Genomic DNA, 22,471 nt, shown 5'->3' with positions numbered 1-22,471 from the left:
CATTAATTAGCCTCCTTGCCCGATAACAGATAGACGATTTCTAGTTTAATTTCAGATGCCATATTTTTAACATCGTCTTTTGTAACGGATTCCCAGCCTGCAATGATTGTATCTGCTGTGAAATTTTCATCTAGCTCTTTGTATTGATCAAATACTTCAATCTGTCCTCTTGCAGAATCAAACGCACTTTTAATACCGTTAGCAAGTAAGGCTTTTGTCTGTTCCATTTCAAGGTCTGTAATTTCACCTTGTTGAAGTGCAGTAAGTTGTTCACTAATAAGTTTTACGGCTTTTTCTTCCAGTTCAGCATCAATTCCCGCCATTACATAGAGAAGTCCATAATGCGAAGAATAGGAACTAGATGCGTAATACGCCATGCTTTCTTTTTCACGGACGTTAATGAAAAGCTTACTATGCGCAAAACCGCCGAAAACTCCGTTTGTCATTTGCATTTTCGCATAATCAGGGTGACGGAATGTAACTGGAGTGGTGAAGCCTAAATGGAGTTTTCCTTGTTTCATGTCTTGTTTTTCGCGAACATGACGGACTTCCATTTCTTGAGTCGCCGTTTGTTGTGTAGCAGTTTGACGTTCATGCACTTTACGGCTATTGAATGTTAATAGCGACCTGATTTTTTCTGTCATTTCATCTTCGTCAATGTCACCGACAATGTAGATATCAATTTCATCTTCATTTAGCATACTTTCGTATGCTGCAAATAGGTCTGCAGATGTAAGTGCATCTACATCCTCTTCCGTTCCATATGACGGTGCAGATGCGGCGCTATCGGGACGTAATAATTCAAGCATACGCTTTTGAGCATAACGTGTCTTGTCATCGTAAAGCGAACGAATTCGCTCTTTCACAGACCTTTTTTCACGGTTAACAACTGTTTCATCGAACTGTCCGTCCACGACATTCGGGTCAAAAATGACTGTCTTGATCAAGCTTAGTACTTCTTCAAGCACGCCACCTTCAGATAGATATTCGTCATTTACACATTCAGCTGATAGAGACACGATATGCGTTTCTCCACGTTTTCCAGCATCTGTGTACAATACTGTGCCGTATAATTCATCTAACGCATTGCGGAACTCAGTTTGTGACCTATATCGACCGTTAGATTCTTCTAAAATATTCGCCAATACTGCGCGAGGAGCCGATTTCTTTTCATCAAGAGCCGTTTTCCACTTGACCGAGAAATTGACAGTTTTGAACTGTTCTGACTTGCGGATATATAATGTGACGCCCTCTTGTAGCTCAACTTTTTTGAACATATAAACACCTCTGTTTTAGTTAATATGCGGAATCCTCACTTCACTATACATTCCATAAGTCAAAAGATGCAAATAAACTAGCGGATGCATCGTAACTTATATGAAATATCGTATGCTGAAGGCCCAAAAATGCCCCTAAGTCCAACGTAACAGACTATCGGGGCATTTTCACTTTTTAACGATTTCCTTTGATATACGGTTGTCCACTCGCTTTTGGTGCATTTGCTCTTCCAATGAATCCTGCAAGCGCAAGAATGGTTAATGCATACGGCAAAATGTGGAAATAAACAGCCGGAACATTTTCCAAGTACGATATGCTTGATGAACTGATAGCAAGTGCTTGTGCGAACCCAAAGAACAATGCAGCTCCCATTGCACCAATCGGATGCCATTTACCAAAGATCATTGCAGCAAGTGCCATGAATCCTTGTCCGTTAATTGTCGCATGACTGAAATCATTCGTCATTGTTTGAGAATAGATAGCGCCACCAATACCAGCAAGACCACCTGAAATGATAACCGCAATATAGCGAATTTTAGTTACGTTGATGCCCATTGTATCAGCAGCCATCGGGTGTTCCCCAACCGACCTTAGACGAAGACCGAATGGTGTTTTATAAATGATGAACCAAGCTAAAAAAGCAAGGCCAATTGCCAATATCGATGAACCATAAATCCCAGTGAAAAACATTGGTCCGATAACCGGAATGTCATGTAAAATTGGAACGTTGAAACGCGGAATGCTTTGTTGGATGAAATCCGTCTGTCCTTTGTCAAAAATCATTTTTACAGAGAACAAAGCAATAGCAATCCCTAGCATGTTAATGGCAACCCCTGATACTACTTGGTCAGCACGGAATGTAATCGATGCGACCGCGTGCATAATGGAGAAGATTGCGGAAACAACCATTGCTACAAGTAAGGCAATCCATGGTGTCCAAGAACCAAATGCATCGGCATAAGTTAGATTGAATATAATACCGATAAAAGCACCCATTACCATGAGTCCTTCAAGTCCAATGTTAACTACACCTGCACGTTCCGAGAACACGCCTCCGATTGCAGTGAAAATAAGAGGGGCAGCGTATGAAATGGATAACGGAATGATGAAATATACTATCTCTAGAAAACTCATATCACTTTGCCTCCTTTTTCTTTTTCATCTTGCTAAGAAGAACTCGGATGATATAGCCCGATGCAACAAAGAATATGATAAGTGCGATTACAATTGAAACAATTTCAACTGGTACCCCTGCCTCATTCGGCATATTCCCGGCTCCATATTTTAACGAACCAAACAGGGAGGCCCCAAAAATAACACCTAGTGGCGTATTAGCACCTAGTAAGGCAACCGCGATCCCGTCAAACCCAATTCCCGTAAACGCACTACGTGTCACTATGTTCCCAAATGTCCCAAGAGCTTCCATCGCTCCTCCAAGCCCTGCGAAAGCGCCAGAAACAACCATCGAAAGAATAATGTTCTTTTTCACATTCATTCCCGCATATTGAGATGCATGGTCGTTAAATCCGACCGATTTAAGCTCATATCCGGTTTTCGTTTTCTCCAAAATGAACCACATAACTGCAACCATTGCCAGTGCGACAAAGATTCCGTAATGTAAGGTTGAGAAATCAGTCAAGTTAGATAAGAAATCTGAACGTAGCGACGCCGTCTGGTGGATTTTCTCTGTCTTATATCCACCTTCAGAAACTGCTTTTATTAACGCATTTACTGTATGAAGTGCGATGTAGTTCATCATTATTGTTACAATAACTTCGTGTACATGAAGTGTTGCTTTTAAAATACCTGGAATCAATCCCCACAGCGCTCCTGCTACTGCTGCCGCAATAAGGGCAAGTGGCAAGTGGATGAATATCGGTAATTCAAATGCCATGCCGACATATGCCGCTGCAAACCAGCCAACAATCAATTGTCCTTCGACCCCAATATTGAACAGCCCTGAGCGGAATGCAAATGCAACCGCAAGACCCGCTAGTATATAAGGGCTTATTTGCCTGATTGTTTCTCCGATTGAATACATATCCCCAAAGATTCCATTCCATAACGCGATATAGCCAGCAACCGGATCGTATCCGCTGAACCACATTACGGCTGCTCCCACTAACAATCCCAAAATAATCGAGATGATGGGTACCAGTATATTTACAAACCTATTCGACATGGTTATCATCACCTTCTTTCAGCGTAACAGCGCCCTTGTCCCTGGAGTGTCCTGCCATGAGTAGGCCGAGTTGCTGCTCTGTTGTTTCGGTCGGAATAACTGTATCAACAATTTCTCCGTCGTAAATAACTGCAATACGGTCAGAAACGTTCATGACCTCATCTAGTTCAAATGAAATAAGAAGAACTGCTTTGCCATTATCACGTTGTTCAATTAACTTTTTATGAATGAATTCAATTGCACCAACATCAAGACCACGTGTTGGAAGTGCTGCAATCAGTAATTCCGGGTTACGATCTACTTCTCGTCCAATTATGAGTTTTTGCTGATTACCGCCTGAAAGCGAACGGACTAACTCTTGCTCACCTTGTGTCCGCACGTCAAACATGTCGATGATTTCTTTTGCTTTCTTAGATACGAGTTTATAATTCATAATGCCTTTTTTTGATAAAGGTTCTTTGTAATACGTTTGCAAAGCCACGTTATAGCCAACGGTGAAATCGAGAACAAGGCCATGCTTATGACGGTCTTGCGGAATATGACCGAGACCGGATTCTGTTATTTCACGTGGTTTTTTCCCAGTTACATCCTTTGAATCTATGAAAATTTTTCCACTTTTCACTTTACGAAGACCCGCGATTGCCTCAATCAATTCTGACTGTCCATTGCCGTCAATTCCCGCGATTCCTACGATTTCACCTTTACGAACGGATAGATTTAACCCTTTCACTTTCGGTATTCCGCGATAATCTTCAACAACTAGATTTTCTACTAGGAGAACTTCTTCGGCTGGATAGGACGGCCCTTTTTCCGTTTTAAATGTTACTTGACGACCTACCATCAATGTTGCTAGCTCTTCCGGATTTGTTTCTGAAGTAATAACTGTTCCAATCCCTTTACCTTTGCGGATAACCGTCACCCGATCGGAGACATCCATTATTTCCTGAAGTTTGTGTGTGATGATGATAATCGATTTTCCTTCTTCAATCAGTTTCTTCATAATTGAAATTAACTCAGTGATTTCTTGCGGTGTCAAAGATGCAGTCGGTTCATCGAAAATAAGAATTTCTGCTCCACGATAAAGCGTTTTCAAAATTTCTACCCGCTGTTGCATACCGACCGATATATCTTCGATCTTTGCATAAGGATCTACATCAAGTCCATATAATTGCGAAATCTCGGCCACTTTTTTGGCAGCGTCTTTAACGTTGATCATGCCCATTTTTTTCGGTTCATTACCCAGAATAATATTTTCAGTGACAGTTAGATTTTCAACAAGCATGAAATGTTGGTGAACCATTCCGATACCCAACCTGTTCGCGACGTTTGGATCTGTAATAGCCGTCGCTGTTCCTCGTACCCGAATCTCTCCACCTTCAGGTTGATAAAGCCCAAACAGCACGTTCATTAACGTAGATTTCCCTGCCCCGTTCTCGCCTAATAAAGCATGGATTTCACCTTTTTTAAGCTGAAGCGTAATATCATCGTTCGCAACAAAATTACCGAACTCTTTTCGGATATTTAACATTTCAATAACATATTCCACTAGGTTCACTCCCTCGCGTCTGCGTATGTAAGAATCAATCACGCCTCGGTATGATAGCATCAAAGTTTTGAATTGAGTTTTTAACTCTCTGCAAAATCTGTGACATCCGTCGGAGGCTTTTGGTTACAATTCAGCAGGGGTTTGAACCCCCACTGAATTGTAGGCTTCGTTTGCATTCATCTCGCCATTTATAGAAGTGGGAGACTTCTGTTGCTGACACTTCGCTTTCAGTACAAAAAATTGCTGAATGAAGTTAAATTAACAGAAGAAAAGAAACCTCGAACGGCATCTTTTCTTCTAGTAATTTAAAGGAGAATCATGGAGACCGAAATAAATCGGCCTTCATGATTGCTTATTTCTTTTATTATTTTTTAGCTCTGAATTCTGGAACTTCGATTTCACCGTCGGCAATTTGCTTAGTGAATTTTTCAACTTCGTCTAATACATCTTGTGGAATTGCTCCGTGCGAATCAGCAAGTGCAATACCATTGTCAGCAAGACCGAAAGTTGTTACTTCACCGCCAGGGAATTCACCTTTAGCAGCAAGATCTGCCGTGTTTTTAACTGCAATGTCAACACGTTTAAGCATTGAAGTCAATGTAATGTTATCGTCGCCTACTTTACCTTCATCGTACTGGTCAGAGTCAACGCCGATTACCCATACATATGCATCTGGATCTGCTTTTTTACGTTCTTTAGCTTCAGAGAATACACCATTACCAGAACCGCCGGCAGCGTGGAAAATAATATCTACGCCTGAAGTGTACATACGATTTGCTGTTGCTTTACCAAGTTCAGCTTTTGCAAAGTCGCCTGTGTACTGTACATCCACTTTTATTTCAGGTTTCACTGCAGCAACACCTGCAAGGAATCCAGCTTCAAAACGTTCGATAACGGGAATTTCCATACCGCCAATAAAACCGATTTTATCGGATTTTGTCATTCGAGCAGCTGCAACACCCGCAAGGAATGCACCTTCTTGCTCTTTGAACATAAGGCTTGCTACGTTAGGCAGATCAGAAACTTCGTCAACAAGCGCAAATTGATTGTCAGTACGCTGTGTTGCGATTTCTTCGATTGCATCTTTCATAAGGAAACCAATCCCGAAAATAAGGTCGAAGTCACGTTGGACAAGTTTGTTTAAGTTCGGTGCGTAATCGGCTGGTTCTTTAGACTGTAGATAGTCAAATCCACCATCCTTTTTTTCAAGATTATTCTCTTTGCCGTATTCTTTAATTCCTGCCCAAGCAGATTGGTTGAACGATTTGTCGTCAACACCGCCTGTATCAGTTACCATTGCGATTGAAAAAGTATCTTCTTTCGAACCGTTTGTAGAACCTTCTTTGTCTTTCGCTTTATCCGTTCCGCATGCACCAAGTAGTGTGCTTGCAGCTAGAACCATCGATAAAGCTAAACCAAATTTACGTTTGCCCATTGTTGGAACCCCCTTGTTTTCTTCATATTAGTAGGACGTATTAACGTCTTATACCCTTTTGCGTACTACGTGGAAGCTGAATTTATCAGCTCGAAAATAATTTTTCGAGTAGAGGACCATTTCGCCTTCCTCACTGTAATGATGTTGCCGGAGGACAAGGAGTGGAACGTCAATCCCACACCTCAGGATGGACGATGCTTCATCATCGTATCCAACAGGTTCAATGTGCGCCACAGCTTGAACAATACGGATTGTACCTGACTTTTCGATTGCGTCGAATAGGGAATTATTCAATAACTCGTCCGTTCCAGACGAAAGATTTTTTGAAAGAACCTTATCAATACAATAGACGACCGGGTCGCCGTCCGCAGTCCTTACTCTTTTAATTGTAACTAGACGCTCATCTTCACTACATCCGAACTTTGCGATACTTTCTTCACATGGTATCGTCTCTAAAACGTCCATAAAAATCGTTCCCGGCTCCATCCCCGCATCACGAATCATAGAAGAAACGCTGGATAAGTTTTCAATGCCCGATGAAAACAATGGTTTTGGCTTAACGAATGTTCCAACACCATGTTTACGGACAATGACTTTATCCTCCTCTAATACACGAAGTGCTTCACGGAGTGTTGCACGGCTGACACCCAACGTACGAGCAAGTTCAAACTCCGAAGGGAACCGCTCATTCTCTTTGAATATTCCCGATTCAATGTCCTTTTTCAGACGTTCAATCACCTGGACATATAGATGCCTTTGGTCCGCCTTTACCATCATTACATCTCCCCCTCAACGAGGTCAGACCTCTGATGTTAAACGTCACTACTAATCATCCATACTATATCACTTTCGTCATATAAAATAAACAATACTTCGAAAAATATTATCAATGTGTTCTTTTGATGTGCTCAAATATACCTATTCTGCCATTCTTTTCAGGATTAAATATCCGTTTCTTCCTTACTCATTAGCACTTGACGCGGTTTACTGCCTTCAGGTGGTCCTACAATCCCCCGCATCTCCATCTGATCTACAATGCGTGCGGCTCTCGAATAGCCGACCCTGAAACGACGCTGCAATAAGGAGACGGAAGCTGTCTGCATGTCCGTCACAAGTTGAACTGCTTCATCGTAATAGTCATCCGTTTCTTCATGTGGTGCTACTTCTTCTATTTCTGTTGGAATCATTTCTTCTTGATATTGAGCTTTCTGCTGCTCAATAACAAATTCGACAACTGCCTCAACTTCTGCATCCGTCACGAACGCCCCTTGAATCCGGACCGGTTTTGCGACACCCGCCGGAAGGAACAGCATGTCCCCCCTACCAAGTAGTTTTTCCGCACCGCCGCCATCCAAAATTGTTCTTGAATCGATTGACGATGACACTGCAAATGCAATCCTAGATGGGATGTTCGCTTTTATGATGCCTGTTATAACGTCAACACTCGGTCGTTGTGTCGCAATGATCAAGTGAATCCCAGCAGCACGGGCCATTTGTGCGAGCCGTGTGATTGAATCTTCCACATCGCTGGAGGCGACCATCATGAGGTCCGCGAGCTCATCCACAATAACGACGATGTACGGCATGCGTGGATGCTTTTCCTCATTCTCTTCGTTCCAGACTTCGATATGTTCATTGTATCCTTCAATATTTCTAGTTCCTGTGTGAGAAAACAATTCGTAACGTCTTTCCATTTCAGAAACAACTTTCTTCAGTGCTTGAGATGCTTTCCGTGGATCCGTGACGACCGGGGCAAGCAAGTGTGGAACACCGTTATAGACATTGAGCTCAACCATTTTAGGATCGATCATCATCATTTTCACTTCATGCGGTTTTGCACGCATTAAGATACTGACAATAATGCCGTTGATACATACACTTTTACCACTACCTGTTGAACCGGCAATCAGAACGTGCGGCATCTTATTCAATTCTGCCAGCATCGCCTGTCCTGTTACGTCACGCCCTAGTGAAATCATTAATTTTGAATCAGGACGATTATTCTCTTTTGCTTCAATGACTTCCCGAAGACTGACAACTGCAACTGAACTGTTTGGGACTTCGATACCGATTGCAGACTTCCCTGGAATCGGGGCTTCGATACGAATTCCACTTGCTGCTAGTGCAAGTGCTATGTCGTCAGCGAGGCTCACGATACGGCTTACTTTGACGCCCGTATCCGGTAACACTTCATACTTCGTGACAGCCGGTCCAAGATGCACCTCAGTAACCTTCGCTTTCACGCCGAAACTAAGGAAAGTTCGTTCAAGTTTTTGCGCATTCGCCTGAATCGAATTGTACTCTTCCGATTGATCGATAATGGGCGTTTGTTTCAGTAATGACGGTGGAGGCAAGATGTAAGATTCATTCTCCTCTTCTCCTGTGACACCTGTATAAGCATTGACTTCTACGGCAACTTCCTGTTGTTCTTGTAGTTGCCCTTCTTCTACAACTGCCGCCTGCTCGTCCTCAACAGGCTTATCTCTCCTTTCACTAAAGGCCGAAATGATTGGTTGTGATACAACCTCTTCGATTTCCGGTTGGAGCGGAGGTAGATTTTGTACAGCTTGTTCATCAGCTGTATTAGCTTTTCTCTTCGAGCGAGTCGTTCTTGATTCGCTCGAAGATTTTTTAACTGCTGATCCTTTTTTGGGAATTGAATCTTTCATCGATTTAAGTAGTTTCGGGAAATGTTCGGCTGCATATGGAACAAGCGCTTTGCCGGTTAAGAGAACAACACCGATTAAAAACAATAAAATACCTGCAACTGTTGCCCCAGCTGAGTCAAACAACGAGTAGAACATGGCAAATAGAATTGCCCCCGTCATTCCTCCCCCGAGCGCTCCACTCCTCGACGTGATGCCATCATTCGTGATAAGTACTTTCCATGTTTCTTTAAGCGCCGAATTCGACATAAGAACACGGCTTTCATACAGTTCCTTGAACAAATGGACATGACTAAACAGAACAAAACTTGCCAGAATGAATAAACATCCTCCTACAACACGGTTTCTCCAACCGCCTACCTTCTGTTTTATCATGAACATAAGTGCCTGAACAATGAGCAAGAGTGGGATCGCAACATGCCAGTTACCGAAAATAAATCTAGACAAAGAAGAGAGGCCTCTCCCAGCAATCCCGAATTCAAATATAATGATGATGGCAAGACCAATCATCACCAGGCCCATCACTTCATAGATCAACGGATGCAAATCGGATGACTTCTTTTTCGGCGCGGTTGATTTCTTTTTCTTCTTACTTGATTTTCTAGCCATGTATTTATGGTACCTCCTTTTCAAAAAAAGGGTTTCCCGCCGGTCAGACGGCAAGGAAACCCTTTGTAGCATTATTATCGATTCTATATACTTTGAAATAAAGATTTCCTTCTACCCGTTTCCGCGCTCAGGGATACCTTATAAGGCGCCTTTGCTCAGTTTATACAGGTGTGAAAGTATTCATATGTTCAATAAATATAGTTGTTGTATTAGTATTCCATAATTATAGGAATAATCATTGGTCTTCTTTTCGTTTGCTGATACAGATACGAACTAAGTGTATCGCGTATCTCTTGTTTAATGTTTGTCCATTCGAACGTCTCTTTATTCACATACTTCTCAACAATTTTTCTGACAAGATTTGCAGACTCTTCAAGAAGCTCTTCGGATTCACGTACATAGACGAATCCACGAGAGACGATTTCCGGTCCTGCAGCGATGCGTTTCTGTTTACGGTTTAGTGTGACAACAACTGTAAAGATCCCATCCTGTGAAAGTAGTTTACGATCACGGAGTACGATATTTCCAACGTCCCCTACCCCAATTCCGTCAATCAGAATATTACCTGCTTGAACTCGTCCACTCATGCGCATCTTATTGTTTTTATATTCGACAATGTCGCCTTTATCTGCAATAAATATTTGTGATTTCTGAAGTCCTGTCTCCTGTGCAAGTTTGGAATGCGCAATAAGCATCCGATACTCGCCTTGAATTGGAACGAAATAGCTAGGTTGCATTAAGTTCAGCATCAATTTCAAATCTTCCGAACTACCATGCCCCGAAACGTGGACATTCTTACTTGAAGTAAGAACATTTGCACCAGCTTTTGCAAGATCATTCATTGTCTGGAACATCGAAACTTCCATCCCAGGAGATGGTGTAAACGTAATAAGAACTGTATCTGTTTCTTTGATACGTAAGTCTCTATGCTGTTTACGGACAATTTTCTCAAGCGCATCAAGCGGCTCGCCTTGGTTACCTGTCACGATAATAACAACTCTATCATCATCATACTTCTCGATTTCTTTAACTGGGATGACAATGTCATCTTCAATCGTTAAATAACCAAGTTTCATGCCGACTTCGAAGTAACTTTCTAGACTCTTCCCAACGACTGCCACCTTTTTACCTGTTTCCAATGCCGTATCGAATACTTGCTGAATACGGATAAAATTCGACGCATAAAGCGCGACAAGAATTCTACCTTCCGCTCCGTGGAACGTTTTAGATAGACTTTTTTCGATAACTGACTCAGATGTCGTATAACCGGGACGCTCTGCCTCGGAAGAATCCGACATTAGGATGAAGACACCTTCTTCACCAAGTGCCGCCATTTTCGCAATGTCGGGACGGTACTTCCCTTTAGCAGACTGATCGAATTTGAATTCTCCAGTATGGACAATTGCCCCTTCACTTGTATGGAATACGATTCCGAGTGAATCTGGTATGCTGTGTGTCGTATGGAAGAATGTTACGTACGTACCTTTAAAATTCATTCGGCTTTTGTTCGTCACTTCAAAAAACTTAACGTTCGAGGGTGCCGGCATTTCTTTCAAATGTTCTTTCGCCAATGCGATTGTCAATTTAGAACCATAGACAGGTGCTTGTACTTTTTGCAAAAGATAGGAAATCGAGCCGATTGCATCTTCGTGACCGTGCGTCAGGAAAATCCCTTTTACACGGTCTTTGTTTTCTTCAATATAACTTATATCTGGAATGACGATGTCAATTCCAAGCATTTCTCCTTCAGGGAACATAAGCCCCGCGTCAACGATAAACAGTTCGTCATCAACTTCGACCACGTACATTGCTTTCCCGATTTCTCCAACTCCACCGAGTGGAATGATTCTAATTAGTTCATTTTTTGTTTTTGTCACTTTGTTTCCTCCTATTAATAATTCCCGTCCATAACGACTATATTTCATTATACGGGACTGAAGCTATCTGTACAAACAAAAAAAGCCGGTAATTGATACCGGCTCCGATTAATTGAAAATATGAAGGTTTTTTCTATAGTTTTTCCAGACGTTATCAAAGGGTTCATCATTGCCTTCGAGCGCGACCAACGGCAATCTAACTCCCCCAGTTTCAACACCCAGTTTTTCTAGCGCGTATTTCACCATCACTGGGTTGGGAGCGGTAAAAATTGCACGGAATAAAGGTAGCAACGCTCTGTGCATCGCCCCAGCTTGTTCTGTCCGTCCATCTTTGAAGGCAGCAATCATCTGCTGCATTTCATTGCCTGCAACGTGGGAAGCGACCGACACAATACCTTTTCCCCCTATCGCCAAGGTCGGTAATGCCAATGAGTCGTCCCCGCTATAAACTGAAAACCCCTGATCCGTCCCTGAAATAATGTCCACCATCTGCTCCAGGTTTCCACTCGCTTCTTTTACTGCTCGAATATTTGTTATTTTCGATAAAGCGATGAGCGTTTCAGGAAGCATGTTGACAGCTGAGCGCCCCGGAATATTATACAACATCACTGGTAGGCTAGTTTCACCTGCGACATGCGCGAAGTGGGCGTACATTCCTTTTTGATCAGGTTTGTTGTAGTAAGGTGCAACGAGCATAATACCGTCAGCCCCAACTCGTTCCGCCATCCGTGTAAGCTTGACGGTTTCCTTTGTAGAAAACGTACCAGTCCCCGCGATGACTGGTATGCGCTTGTTTACTTCTTTTATCGTGAACGTAAAAAGTGCTTCCTTCTCTTCTACGGAAAGCGTAGGAGATTCACCAGTCGTACCACATACGACCAATGAATCACTCCCATTCGCAATCAGGTGTTCAATCAGTTTGGCAGTTTTGTCGTAGTCAATGTCTCCCGTTGATGAAAAAGGGGTGACCATTGCAGTCGATACGCGTCCAAGCTCCATTGTTATCAGCCCTTTACTTTGTTTTATTAGTTAAGCAGAGTTTCTGCGATTTGCACCGAATTAAGTGCCGCCCCTTTTAGGAGATTGTCCGATACAATCCACAGATGGAATCCAGCCGGGTGTTCTGGGTCTTTTCTTACACGGCCCACAAACACTTCGTCTTTTCCTTCTGCAAATAATGGCATCGGATACAATTGTTTAGATGGATCGTCTTGGACGACGACGCCTGGTGCATTTTCAAGTAGAGCGTGAAGTTCTTCTACAGAAACTCCCTCTTTACCAATTTCAATATAAACCGACTCAGAATGCCCTGTTACGACAGGTAGACGTACACATGTCGCCGACACGGACAATTTCTGATCACCAAATATTTTTTTGGTTTCATTCATCATTTTGAGCTCTTCAAGTGTATATCCTGAAGCATCGAAGGCATCAATTTGAGGAATCGCATTGAATGCGATTGGATAATGCCGTTCTGCTGAAGCAGATGGTAAAATAGCTGCTTCTATTTTCGAGCGGTTTTCAAACTGCAAACTTTGACTTTCCAACTCTTCAATTGCTTCAGAACCGGCACCTGATACTGCCTGATACGTTGAAACAATAATTCGATCCAATCCAAACTTCTCACGAATCGGTTGCAGCGCAGTCACCATTTGAATCGTCGAACAGTTTGGATTGGCAATGATTCCTGTATGTCCGCTTAAAGCTCCCGCGTTCACTTCAGGAACAACTAACGGAATGTCTTCTATCATCCGGAATGCGCTCGTATTATCAATGACGACCGCTCCTCTTTTTACTGCTTCATGTGCAAACTTTTCTGAAATAGATCCGCCCGCACTGAAAAATGCGATGTCAATGCCTTCGAATGATTCTGGAACCGTTTCTTCAACAATATATTTATGGCCACCTGCCGTAATTTCTGCACCTGCAGATCGCTTAGAGGCTAGCAGCTTAATTGATTGGACTGGAAAATTACGTTCAAGTAATTTTTCAAGAATTTTTGTACCCACAGCTCCCGTAGCACCGACTATTGCAACATTAACCTTTTTCATCTCTATCTCCCTTTCAGCTTATACGGATGCATAAATAATCAGGACATGCATTTTTTATACTGTTTTCCAAATTGCTACAAAAAACAGCATGATTAACATAAATACTTCTGTCCCTTACATCGTTAGCAGTTCATTGGAGGAATTATATCATATATCCGATTATTCTGCTCTGTATTTTTATTTTTTGTCATGAATAATTAATAACGGTTGAAGTTGTCTTTTTTCAAGAGCTGCAGCTGTAGCAGGTACCATAAGCGTGAAATCGGAGATAAGTGAATTTGGTTTTTTTACTGGATCATCTTGCCCAAAAGGGATGAAAAACACATTTTTCATATTGAGTAGCTTCATGAGGTTCATTGCGTTTAAGCCAAGTGCATCGTTTGTTGAAATACCTATAAGTACTGGACTTTCATTCCGTAACGTAGCTTTTGCAGCCATTAAGACAGGTGAATCTGTTGCCGCGTTAGCAAATCTGCTCATGGAATTCCCAGTCATCGGTGCGATAACCATACAATCGACAGGAGTTTTCGGTCCGAATGGTTCAGCTCCTACAATTGTAGAGATAACTTTTTCACCCGTTGCGGCTTCAATTCGTGCAATCCATTCTTCCCCAGTTCCGAAACGCGTTGCGGCTGTCAAAACAGAGTGAGTGATAACGGGCACAACGGTTGCTCCCGCGTCTTTTAGCGAATCAATGACTGGTATAATTTCCTCATACGTACAATGTGACGCCGTAATCCCAAGGCCTATCCTCTTTCCCTTTAGCATCGTGTTCCCCTTTCATCTTCTATACATTCTCTCGAGCGCATCCGCCAAAGCGATTGCTGCATCTACAGGAAAGTGTTTTCCCGGTAATCCGAGGAGTACTGTATAGTATTCAGATGAAAGTTGCGCCTTTAGGCAGCCCGGGGCTGACGCAAGGTCATAAATGTGCAGTCTGGGGTTCTCAGTAGCCACAAGCCATTTTGCGGGAATCGTGTTAATCAGCATTCCTTCTTTCATTGCCCAATCGTCCGTTAACTGCTCCGTCTTATATCCGTGGTAACAAGCTTCACCAATCTGAGCTTCAGACCTAGCAACGACAGTCACAACAGCCCCTAAAGATGCCAATGCATGTGCTGTCGCCTTACCAACCTTGCCGAAACCCGCCACGGAGAAAGGAGTCCCTGAAATACACCGTTTTGTGCGCGCATAGTATTCATGGATGAATCCCTCGGCAGTCAGCTTCGCATTTTGCCAGATGAATTGCTCTTCTTTTAGATAGCAATGGAGTGACAATCCTGCCTCTCTTAGAGGCTTCAGCCATGGTTCCGAGGCGACTCCTGTATAGAGTTCCGTTCCCTCTTCTAGCAATAAAGGAGGAATTTCGTTTTTCATTTGTAAAATCGGGAAAACAATTTGCCTTGGCGAATTGTTCGCAATCACTTCACCAAGTTCATCCGAATAATGATCGGTTCCAATGTGTTGAGTGGCAAATCCTCTTTCAAACATGATGTCGCTGCAAGCCGCCAATCTGCTGTCCGTCCCTATGAAGAGCCAGTTATTATCTTTCATCGCTAGCCAACTCATCCATACTATGCGTTTTTCCGAATAGAATACGATGTTCTCCAATCAAGACAATTTCGTGCCAAGGTATGAATTCATCCGAAGGTTCTTGACGGTTCTTGAATGAAAATCGACCGAACTTCTTTTTAATTTCAAATCCGATAATATCCCCTGTTCTCCCGTTAAAAATAAGGTCGGTATCCGCCAAATAACCATAGCGGACCCCGTCCTCAACTTGAATAAGCTCCTTCTGAGCAAGTTCTGAAAGTAGCATCGTCATTCCCCTTTCCTTCGTCTCCATCCATCATATGAGATGAGCACGGGAAAACTGACTAACGCTAGCAATCATCTATTAAATTCTTTTAGAACATCCTTTGGGGCGATGATGGATGTTGCCCGTTGCCCACTAAAGATGTCGTTTGCCATTCTATAAACCTGATTTAATTCGATATTATCGATAAGAGCTACGACTTCATCGACTGATTTATGCTCCTCCAAAATGAGTTCATTTTTACCGTTGCGGTGCATCCTTGCTTCTGAACTTTCAAGACCTAGCAGGAACCCGCCTTTTAACTGCTCTTTCGCATTATGCAATTCGTTTTCTGTAACGCCTTCTGTCAATATCGATTGAATTACTTCATTAATCGTATCGGATAATTCCCTGAGATTCTCAGGAGAAGTTCCGCCATATATCATAAATGCCCCCGTCGTTTTATACGCCGAGAAATAGGAATGAATTGAGTAGGCCAAACCACGTTCTTCACGGACTTCCTGAAATAGTCGCGAGGACATCGAGCCGCCTATTATGCTATCCAACACAATTAACTCTGGAATTCGTTTATCGTCTACAGTAAGTCCTGTAAAGCCAAGACAGATATGGGCTTGTTCAATATCTTTTTCTTTCAGCGTAATACCGCCGTGGAATTCAGGTAACGCTACTGGTGTCGCCTGTTCAATCTTCTCGTCCTTTTTGAATGAACCGAATTGAACTTCAATCAGCTGTATTAATCGATTGTCATAGTTGCCCGCTACGGAAATAACAACTTGATCAGGCGTATACGTGCGTCCCATGAAGTCATCTATCATTTTGCGGTTGAACGTATTGATTGTCGATTCATCACCAAGAACTGGTTTACCAATCGGTTGTTCTGGAAACATAACGCTCCATAACCGTTCATCTACATCATCATCCGGTGCATCTTCGACTGCTGCAATTTCATCAAGGACAATCGACTTTTCTTTCTCAATTTCTGCTTCATCAAACGTCGAATTGAAAAACATATCCGTTAAGATGGATAGCGCGCGAGGCGCTTGGTGTCCGAGTACCGTCGTGTAATAACAAGTCATCTCTTTCGATGTGAAGGCGTTTACGTCTCCCCCAATTCGGTCAAATTCCTCTGCTATCGTTCGCGCACTTCGCGATGGTGTTCCTTTAAAGAGCATATGTTCAATAAAATGAGCGATTCCAGCTTCTGATTCCTTCTCGTCTCCTGAACCTGCACCTACCCATATCCCTAGTGCTACCGAGCGTACATGCGGCATTTTTTCATGGACGATTCTGACGCCATTTCGGCATACATGTGTTTCTATCATTCTTGGAATCCCCCTTTTAAACTCTATTCTATTTTTATAGTATATTTGATGGATGAAGAAAAGCGCAAGCGGACCGAGTTAGAGAACTCAGCTTAAGTTCGCCACAAGAGAAAGGCAGTCTAAAGTCGCCCCGTCCTGCGACAACAAGGAGGGATGCAGTTCAATCCCTCCCGATTGACTTAAGACCCGAGTGTTTGGCCGCTGGAGACTGGACAATGAAGAAAAAGCCCCTCATCTTCACTTGAAGAGGGGCTTTCCATTCTAGTGCTGTATGTCGATTCAGCTATTCGCTTTTTCAGCTGCTTCTTTTTCTTCAAGAATGACAATTTTTCTAGACAAGTTAACACGTCCTTGGTTATCAACTTCAGTTACTTTCACGAACATTTCATCGCCCATTTTCAAGACATCTTCAACCACTTTAGTCCGCTCTTCTGCAATTTCAGAAACATGGAGCAGTCCGTCTTTACCTGGGAATAGTTCAAGGAAGGCACCGAATTTCTCAATGCGTTTCACTTTCGCCATATAGTATTCGCCAACTTTTGCTTCGCGAACGATATTCTCAATCATCGCTTTCGCTTTGGTATTCATTTCATTGTTTGGAGAAGAGATATAAATCGTACCATCTTGCTCAGTATCGATTTTAACATTCGTCTCTTCGATGATCTTGTTGATGACTTTTCCGCCTGGCCCAATTACGTCACGAATCTTGTCTGGATTGATTTTGATGACGATAATTTTCGGAGCATATTCTGAAAGCTCTTCACGCGGGCCTGAAATTGCTGTGATCATATGGTTTAAAATTTTCAAGCGACCTACTTTTGCTTGTGTCAATGCTTCTTCCAAGATTTCACGTGAAAGACCATCGATTTTAATATCCATTTGAAGCGCAGTGATTCCTTTGTCAGTTCCTGCTACTTTGAAGTCCATATCGCCAAGATGATCTTCCATCCCTTGAATATCGGAAAGAACAGAGTAGTTGTCCCCTTTTTTCACAAGCCCCATTGCGATACCCGCAACTGGAGCTTTAAGTGGAACACCCGCATCTAACATGGCCATTGTTGACGCACAGATCGATGCTTGTGATGATGAACCGTTTGACTCGAGTACTTCAGCTACTAGACGAATTGTGTATGGGAAATCAGTATCATTCGGGATAACCGCTGAAAGTGCGCGTTCCCCAAGTGCACCGTGCCCAATTTCACGACGGCCTGGTCCCCGGATTGGACCCGTTTCGCCAACACTGAAGTTCGGGAAGTTATAATGATGCATGAAACGTTTTGTTTCTTCAAGACCAAGACCATCGATGATTTGTACTTCACCAAGGGCTCCAAGTGTACAAACACTAAGCGCTTGCGTTTGTCCGCGAGTAAAGAGACCTGAACCGTGCGTACGTGGCAAGATGCCTACTTCAGATGCAAGTGGACGAATTTCGTCAAGGCCACGGCCATCAGGACGGATTTTTTCATCCGTAATAAGACGACGTACTTCTTCTTTAACCATATGATCCAAAACGCCTTTTACTTGTTTCATCGTCGCATCGTCCGCTTCGTTTTCTTTGTAGCGTTCGATTACTTCGTTTTTCACTGCATTGATAGCATCTTCACGCGCATGCTTCTCAACAGTTTGGATTGCATTAACAAGATCGGTTTCACAGCTATTTTTAATATCGGACATAATTGTTTCATCCAATGTGAATAGTGCAACTTCCGTTTTCGCTTTGCCGACTTCAGCAATGATTTTTTCTTGGAATTCAATCAGTTTAATGATTTCACCGTGTCCGAACATAATTGCTTCAAGAATGATATCTTCCGCAACTTCTTGTGCGCCTGCTTCAACCATGTTAATCGCATCTTTCGTACCAGCGACAACAAGGTCAAGTTCACTCTTCTCCAATTGTGCCGGTGTTGGGTTAACGATGAATTTCCCGTCGATTAATCCAATTTGAATACCAGCGATTGGTCCTTCGAAAGGAATGTCAGAAATCGACAATGCAAGTGAAGAACCTAGCATTGCTGCCATTTCAGATGAACAATCTTGATCAACTGACATAACAAGTGAAATAACTTGTACATCATTGCGGAACCCGTCTGCGAATAAAGGACGGATTGGACGGTCGATTAGTCGGCTCGTTAAGACCGCTTTTTCTGATGGACGTCCTTCACGTTTAATGAAACCACCTGGAATTTTCCCAACAGCATACATGCGTTCTTCATAATTCACTGTAAGAGGGAAGAAATCTAATCCTCGTGAATTTTTAGAAGATGTTGCAGTTGAAAGTACTGTTGTTTCTCCGTAGCGTACAAGTACTGCTCCGTTAGCCTGTTTAGCAAGTTGTCCCGTTTCAATTGTCAACGGTCGTCCTGCCCAATCAAGTGTATAAACTTTTTTCTCGGTCATAATTGAACCCCTCTCCATATCCCAGCCTCGACTGTATACGTGTATGTACTTAGTAGTAGTGTAAGTGATAGCGCTCAGTGAACACAAGTTTTTATCATCATTAACCGTCATCATGGCACATTTGTACAGTATACCACTTTATTGTGGTTTCTAGTATAGAATGGGCGAAATTAGTGGTGTTATGGATTTTTTTGTAGGAAATGAAACACGGAAGTAAAGGACATAAAGAATTCCTGCAATCTGCTTCGCCGCCAGTCTTAGGGCGGGAGACTGCCACCTACTAATACAACGCCACTGCGATAGCATAAGCATGTCGTAGTGCTTTATGTTCAAAGTAAAGGCATTGACATGGTTTTTCACGAGTAAGTTCATGGCGGTCATAACAAGTTAAACGCAATTAAAAATACGCACAAAAAAAAGCGGGCACAAGGCCCACTTTCTGTAGTCATCTTATTAACGGCGAAGGCCGAGTTTAGCAATAAGATCACGGTAACGCTGAACTTCATTGTCTCGTAAGTATCTCAAAAGTCTTTTACGAGTTCCGATCATTTTGTAAAGACCACGACGTGAGTGGTTGTCTTTCTTATGAAGACGGAAATGTTCTGTCAGGTTATTGATCTCTTCTGTAAGGACAGCGATTTGTACATCTGCTGATCCAGTATCAGTATCATGAATTTTGTATTCACTGATCAATTCATTTTTACGTTCTTGTGTGATAGCCATCTTCTTCACCTCCATATAGTAAGATATCCCCGGTTCCCGAGCAAGCGTTGGTGATTCGCGATGCCAAGGAATGGTTTGTGCACATTGGCACGTATTTATAGTACCACGCCTATTTTGGAAATGCAACAATCATCCGCGTGCTGCTAGAATCTCTTGTGCGCTTTTTTTGTCTTTGGCGATCTGTTCGACAAGCAGATCAATGGAACCGAATTTTTGCTCAGGACGGATATGTCCAACCCAGTCTACAAATGCTTCTTTACCATAGAGATCTCCGGTAAAATCGAGTACATGCACTTCTACGACGGCCTGTCTATCACTTGGATCATGGAACGTCGGTTTAACGCCAACATTACACACACCTTCATATGTTTGTTCATCCACAGTAAAACGCACTGCATAGACGCCATTTGCAGGCAACACTGTACTTTTCTCTGGCATAACGTTGGCAGTGGGGAATCCGAGCAGCCTTCCTCTTTTCTCGCCATCAACGACTATGCCGACTGTCCGAAAAGGTCTGCCAAGAAGCAATTCTGTCTCTTCAACATTACCTTTAGACAAAAGCTCACGAATCCGTGTTGAGGAAATCTTTTGCTCATTATCTGTTACTTTTTCGATAACAGTTGTACCGAATGCCCCGTCTGACAAAGTAGCCATCTGCTCCATGGTGCCCGCGCCCTTCGAACCGAATGTAAAATCAAACCCTGCAGTAACATGCAAAACATGTAGTTCCTTCAAGAAAATATCCACGAATTGCTTAGGCGAAAGCGAAGCAAGTGCCCAGTCAAACGTTACGATGAACAAAGCATCGATCCCCATTGCACTAAGAAGCCTAGCTTTTTCCTTATACTGCGTAATATAACCTACCTTATTTTCACCATCACCAAATAGATGAGAGGGATGCGGATCGAATGTCATAACAGCCGAGCGGATACCCAGTTCTTCGGCCTTTCTTTTCGCTTCGTTGATCACTGTCTGATGACCTCTATGCAAGCCGTCAAAGAAACCAATCGCAAGGGAGTAATTCGCATCATCGTCAATCGTAATTGTTTCTGGATAATGCAATTTGTAGATGTCCATTAGTATCGCCCCTTACCTGTTCAGTGGAAACATCTTTTCAGGCTTCATAAGACCAAGCTTGGTAGGATGCTTCCTGTATACTGCAAGTGCCTTGCCTTCATTCATAAACACGAGTGCCACTTCCGTGTCCAGCAGTGGATGCTCCGGCAACACTTGTCCATTTTCTACTTTCTCCAGAAGCTCCTCAGGGATTTCAATCGCAGTAAAATCACTTAGTGCATCTTCAAGCGGACGAAGTATCGTGGCTATTTGCCCTTCTTCTTGAAGCGCCCTCACTTCATCCAAAGTACGGCAATCGTCCTGCACGTACGTTCCTGACGATGTACGGACTAATGCCGCCATATGCGCCGGGAAACCCAGCAGCTCCCCTATCTGGACGGCAAGCGTGCGGATGTACGTTCCTTTGCCGCAAGCAACTCGGATGCGGAATGAAACTGTTTCACCTTCATACCATTGTACAGGATCCAACAATTCGATTTCACGAATGAACACTTTCCGTTCAGGCCTTTCAACTTCAATGCCTTTTCGAGCATATTCATATAACTTTTTACCATTCACTTTTACAGCAGAATACATCGGTGGAATTTGGACGATTTCGCCTGTCAATTTGGCGAGCGCTGCTTCAATTTCCGTTCGTGTAATATGTTTTGGTGATAAATCCGAAGCTACGACTGCTCCATCCGCATCTTCCGTTTCAGTTGCAGTCCCAATGGATACAACCGCAATATATTCTTTGCCAGAATCTGTTATATATTCAGCGACCTTCGTTGCCTGTCCTATACAAATCGGCAATACGCCCTCTACGCTTGGATCAAGTGTACCAGTATGTCCCACTTTTTTCGTACCGAGAATCTTACGCAACTTGAATACACAATCATGCGAAGTCATTCCTTTTTCCTTCCACAGGGGAAGTATTCCATTCATACACGCCACCACCTTCACAATTCTTACTATATGTAAAAAGGAGGAAGCCGGAAAGTCCTTGTGGACACCGACTTCCTCCTTTTTGTTACTGACTAGACTCCGGGTACCAGATGCTAGGGTCATAAATCAGTCCAGCTCTGCGGACAGTACCCCGCGACGCTGGCCCGCTTTATGCCCCTCGCATCTTAGCGGCACCCTACTCTTTTTCTACTTCATTGTCTTCGTTTTTCACCTGTTTAAGAAGTGATTCGATTCGAGTTCCGTATGCAACGGAAGTATCGTATTCGAACTTAAGTTCGGGTGTTATCCGAAGCCTGATTCGCTGGCCGATTTCAGTACGAATATATCCTTTCGCCTGATTCAGCCCTCTTAGCGTATCCTTTTTTTCCGAATCTTTTCCAAGAACAGAAATGTAAATCGTTGCATGTTGAAGATCACCAGTCACCTCGACATCAGTTACTGTAACAAAACCGATTCGTGGATCTTTAATTTTTTGACCGATGATTTCACCAAGCTCTTTTTTCATCTGCTCTGCAACACGATTAGCACGCATTGTCATGGATGGTCA

The 22,471-nt window shown here is 42.9% G+C and carries 19 protein-coding genes; all 19 read right to left on the bottom strand.

Features of this window, described 5'->3' with window-relative positions; genetic code table 11:
• Positions 1–2: 2 nt before the first annotated feature.
• The 19 genes from yfmF to rbfA all read right to left on the bottom strand — a co-directional run bounded on the left by yfmF (position 3) and on the right by rbfA (position 22,462).
• Positions 3–1,277: an EF-P 5-aminopentanol modification-associated protein YfmF gene (yfmF, locus tag MKZ26_RS21480; RefSeq protein ID WP_340767479.1), complete on the bottom strand. Its 1,275-nt coding sequence runs from the start codon at positions 1,275–1,277 to the stop codon at positions 3–5.
• Positions 1,278–1,452: 175 nt separating this feature from the next.
• Positions 1,453–2,412 carry an ABC transporter permease gene (locus tag MKZ26_RS21475; RefSeq protein ID WP_067211102.1) on the bottom strand — a complete coding sequence of 320 codons (960 nt, stop codon included), beginning with the start codon at positions 2,410–2,412 and terminating at the stop codon, positions 1,453–1,455.
• 1 nt (position 2,413) lies between these two features.
• Entirely contained in the window at positions 2,414–3,460 is a 1,047-nt protein-coding gene (locus MKZ26_RS21470) for an ABC transporter permease (protein WP_067211104.1), read from the bottom strand.
• Positions 3,450–5,006, bottom strand: a complete 1,557-nt coding sequence (locus MKZ26_RS21465) for an ABC transporter ATP-binding protein (RefSeq protein WP_067211106.1) — start codon at positions 5,004–5,006, stop codon at positions 3,450–3,452. Before MKZ26_RS21465 ends, MKZ26_RS21470 begins: the two co-directional genes overlap by 11 nt.
• Before the next feature lie 364 nt (positions 5,007–5,370).
• Positions 5,371–6,441, bottom strand: coding sequence for a BMP family lipoprotein (locus tag MKZ26_RS21460; RefSeq protein WP_340767478.1), 1,071 nt, complete (start codon positions 6,439–6,441; stop codon positions 5,371–5,373).
• A gap of 48 nt (positions 6,442–6,489) precedes the next feature.
• Complete coding sequence (locus tag MKZ26_RS21455; protein ID WP_340767477.1) at positions 6,490–7,218, bottom strand: GntR family transcriptional regulator; 729 nt, start codon at positions 7,216–7,218, stop codon at positions 6,490–6,492.
• A 164-nt stretch (positions 7,219–7,382) separates the two neighbouring features.
• On the bottom strand, positions 7,383–9,716 hold the full coding sequence (locus tag MKZ26_RS21450) for an FtsK/SpoIIIE family DNA translocase (protein WP_340767476.1): 2,334 nt from the start codon (positions 9,714–9,716) through the stop codon (positions 7,383–7,385).
• Between the two features lie 209 nt (positions 9,717–9,925).
• Entirely contained in the window at positions 9,926–11,593 is a 1,668-nt protein-coding gene (locus MKZ26_RS21445; RefSeq protein ID WP_067211116.1) for a ribonuclease J, read from the bottom strand.
• A 108-nt stretch (positions 11,594–11,701) separates the two neighbouring features.
• Positions 11,702–12,592, bottom strand: a complete 891-nt coding sequence (gene dapA / locus MKZ26_RS21440) for a 4-hydroxy-tetrahydrodipicolinate synthase (RefSeq protein ID WP_067211119.1) — start codon at positions 12,590–12,592, stop codon at positions 11,702–11,704.
• Between the two features lie 26 nt (positions 12,593–12,618).
• A complete protein-coding gene (locus tag MKZ26_RS21435; RefSeq protein ID WP_340767475.1) occupies positions 12,619–13,644 on the bottom strand; it encodes an aspartate-semialdehyde dehydrogenase in 1,026 nt (341 codons plus the stop codon).
• 177 nt (positions 13,645–13,821) lie between these two features.
• Entirely contained in the window at positions 13,822–14,412 is a 591-nt protein-coding gene (locus MKZ26_RS21430; protein WP_067211124.1) for a dipicolinate synthase subunit B, read from the bottom strand.
• Positions 14,413–14,424: 12 nt separating this feature from the next.
• Positions 14,425–15,198 (bottom strand): dipicolinate synthase, encoded by a 774-nt coding sequence (locus MKZ26_RS21425; protein ID WP_340767474.1) that lies wholly within the window; start codon positions 15,196–15,198, stop codon positions 14,425–14,427.
• Complete coding sequence (locus MKZ26_RS21420) at positions 15,188–15,469, bottom strand: YlmC/YmxH family sporulation protein (protein WP_340767473.1); 282 nt, start codon at positions 15,467–15,469, stop codon at positions 15,188–15,190. Before MKZ26_RS21420 ends, MKZ26_RS21425 begins: the two co-directional genes overlap by 11 nt.
• 65 nt (positions 15,470–15,534) lie before the next feature.
• Entirely contained in the window at positions 15,535–16,782 is a 1,248-nt protein-coding gene (locus MKZ26_RS21415) for a M16 family metallopeptidase (protein ID WP_340767472.1), read from the bottom strand.
• Positions 16,783–17,061: 279 nt separating this feature from the next.
• A complete protein-coding gene (gene pnp, locus MKZ26_RS21410) occupies positions 17,062–19,179 on the bottom strand; it encodes a polyribonucleotide nucleotidyltransferase (RefSeq protein ID WP_340767471.1) in 2,118 nt (705 codons plus the stop codon).
• 453 nt (positions 19,180–19,632) lie between these two features.
• The gene (gene rpsO, locus MKZ26_RS21405) at positions 19,633–19,902 is read right to left on the bottom strand and encodes a 30S ribosomal protein S15 (protein WP_067211137.1); all 270 of its coding nucleotides are present in this window, start codon (positions 19,900–19,902) and stop codon (positions 19,633–19,635) included.
• 129 nt (positions 19,903–20,031) lie between these two features.
• Positions 20,032–20,979 (bottom strand): bifunctional riboflavin kinase/FAD synthetase, encoded by a 948-nt coding sequence (locus MKZ26_RS21400; RefSeq protein WP_340767470.1) that lies wholly within the window; start codon positions 20,977–20,979, stop codon positions 20,032–20,034.
• A gap of 12 nt (positions 20,980–20,991) precedes the next feature.
• Positions 20,992–21,903 (bottom strand): tRNA pseudouridine(55) synthase TruB, encoded by a 912-nt coding sequence (truB, locus tag MKZ26_RS21395; RefSeq protein WP_340767469.1) that lies wholly within the window; start codon positions 21,901–21,903, stop codon positions 20,992–20,994.
• 196 nt (positions 21,904–22,099) lie between these two features.
• The gene (gene rbfA / locus MKZ26_RS21390; protein WP_067211145.1) at positions 22,100–22,462 is read right to left on the bottom strand and encodes a 30S ribosome-binding factor RbfA; all 363 of its coding nucleotides are present in this window, start codon (positions 22,460–22,462) and stop codon (positions 22,100–22,102) included.
• Between the last annotated feature and the right edge of the window lie 9 nt (positions 22,463–22,471).

The organism is Sporosarcina sp. FSL K6-6792 (genome assembly GCF_038004885.1).
Lineage (GTDB): Bacteria > Bacillota > Bacilli > Bacillales_A > Planococcaceae > Sporosarcina > Sporosarcina psychrophila.
The sequence above is the reverse complement of the archived record's forward strand: the minus strand, read 5'-3'. Positions and strand labels throughout refer to the sequence as shown.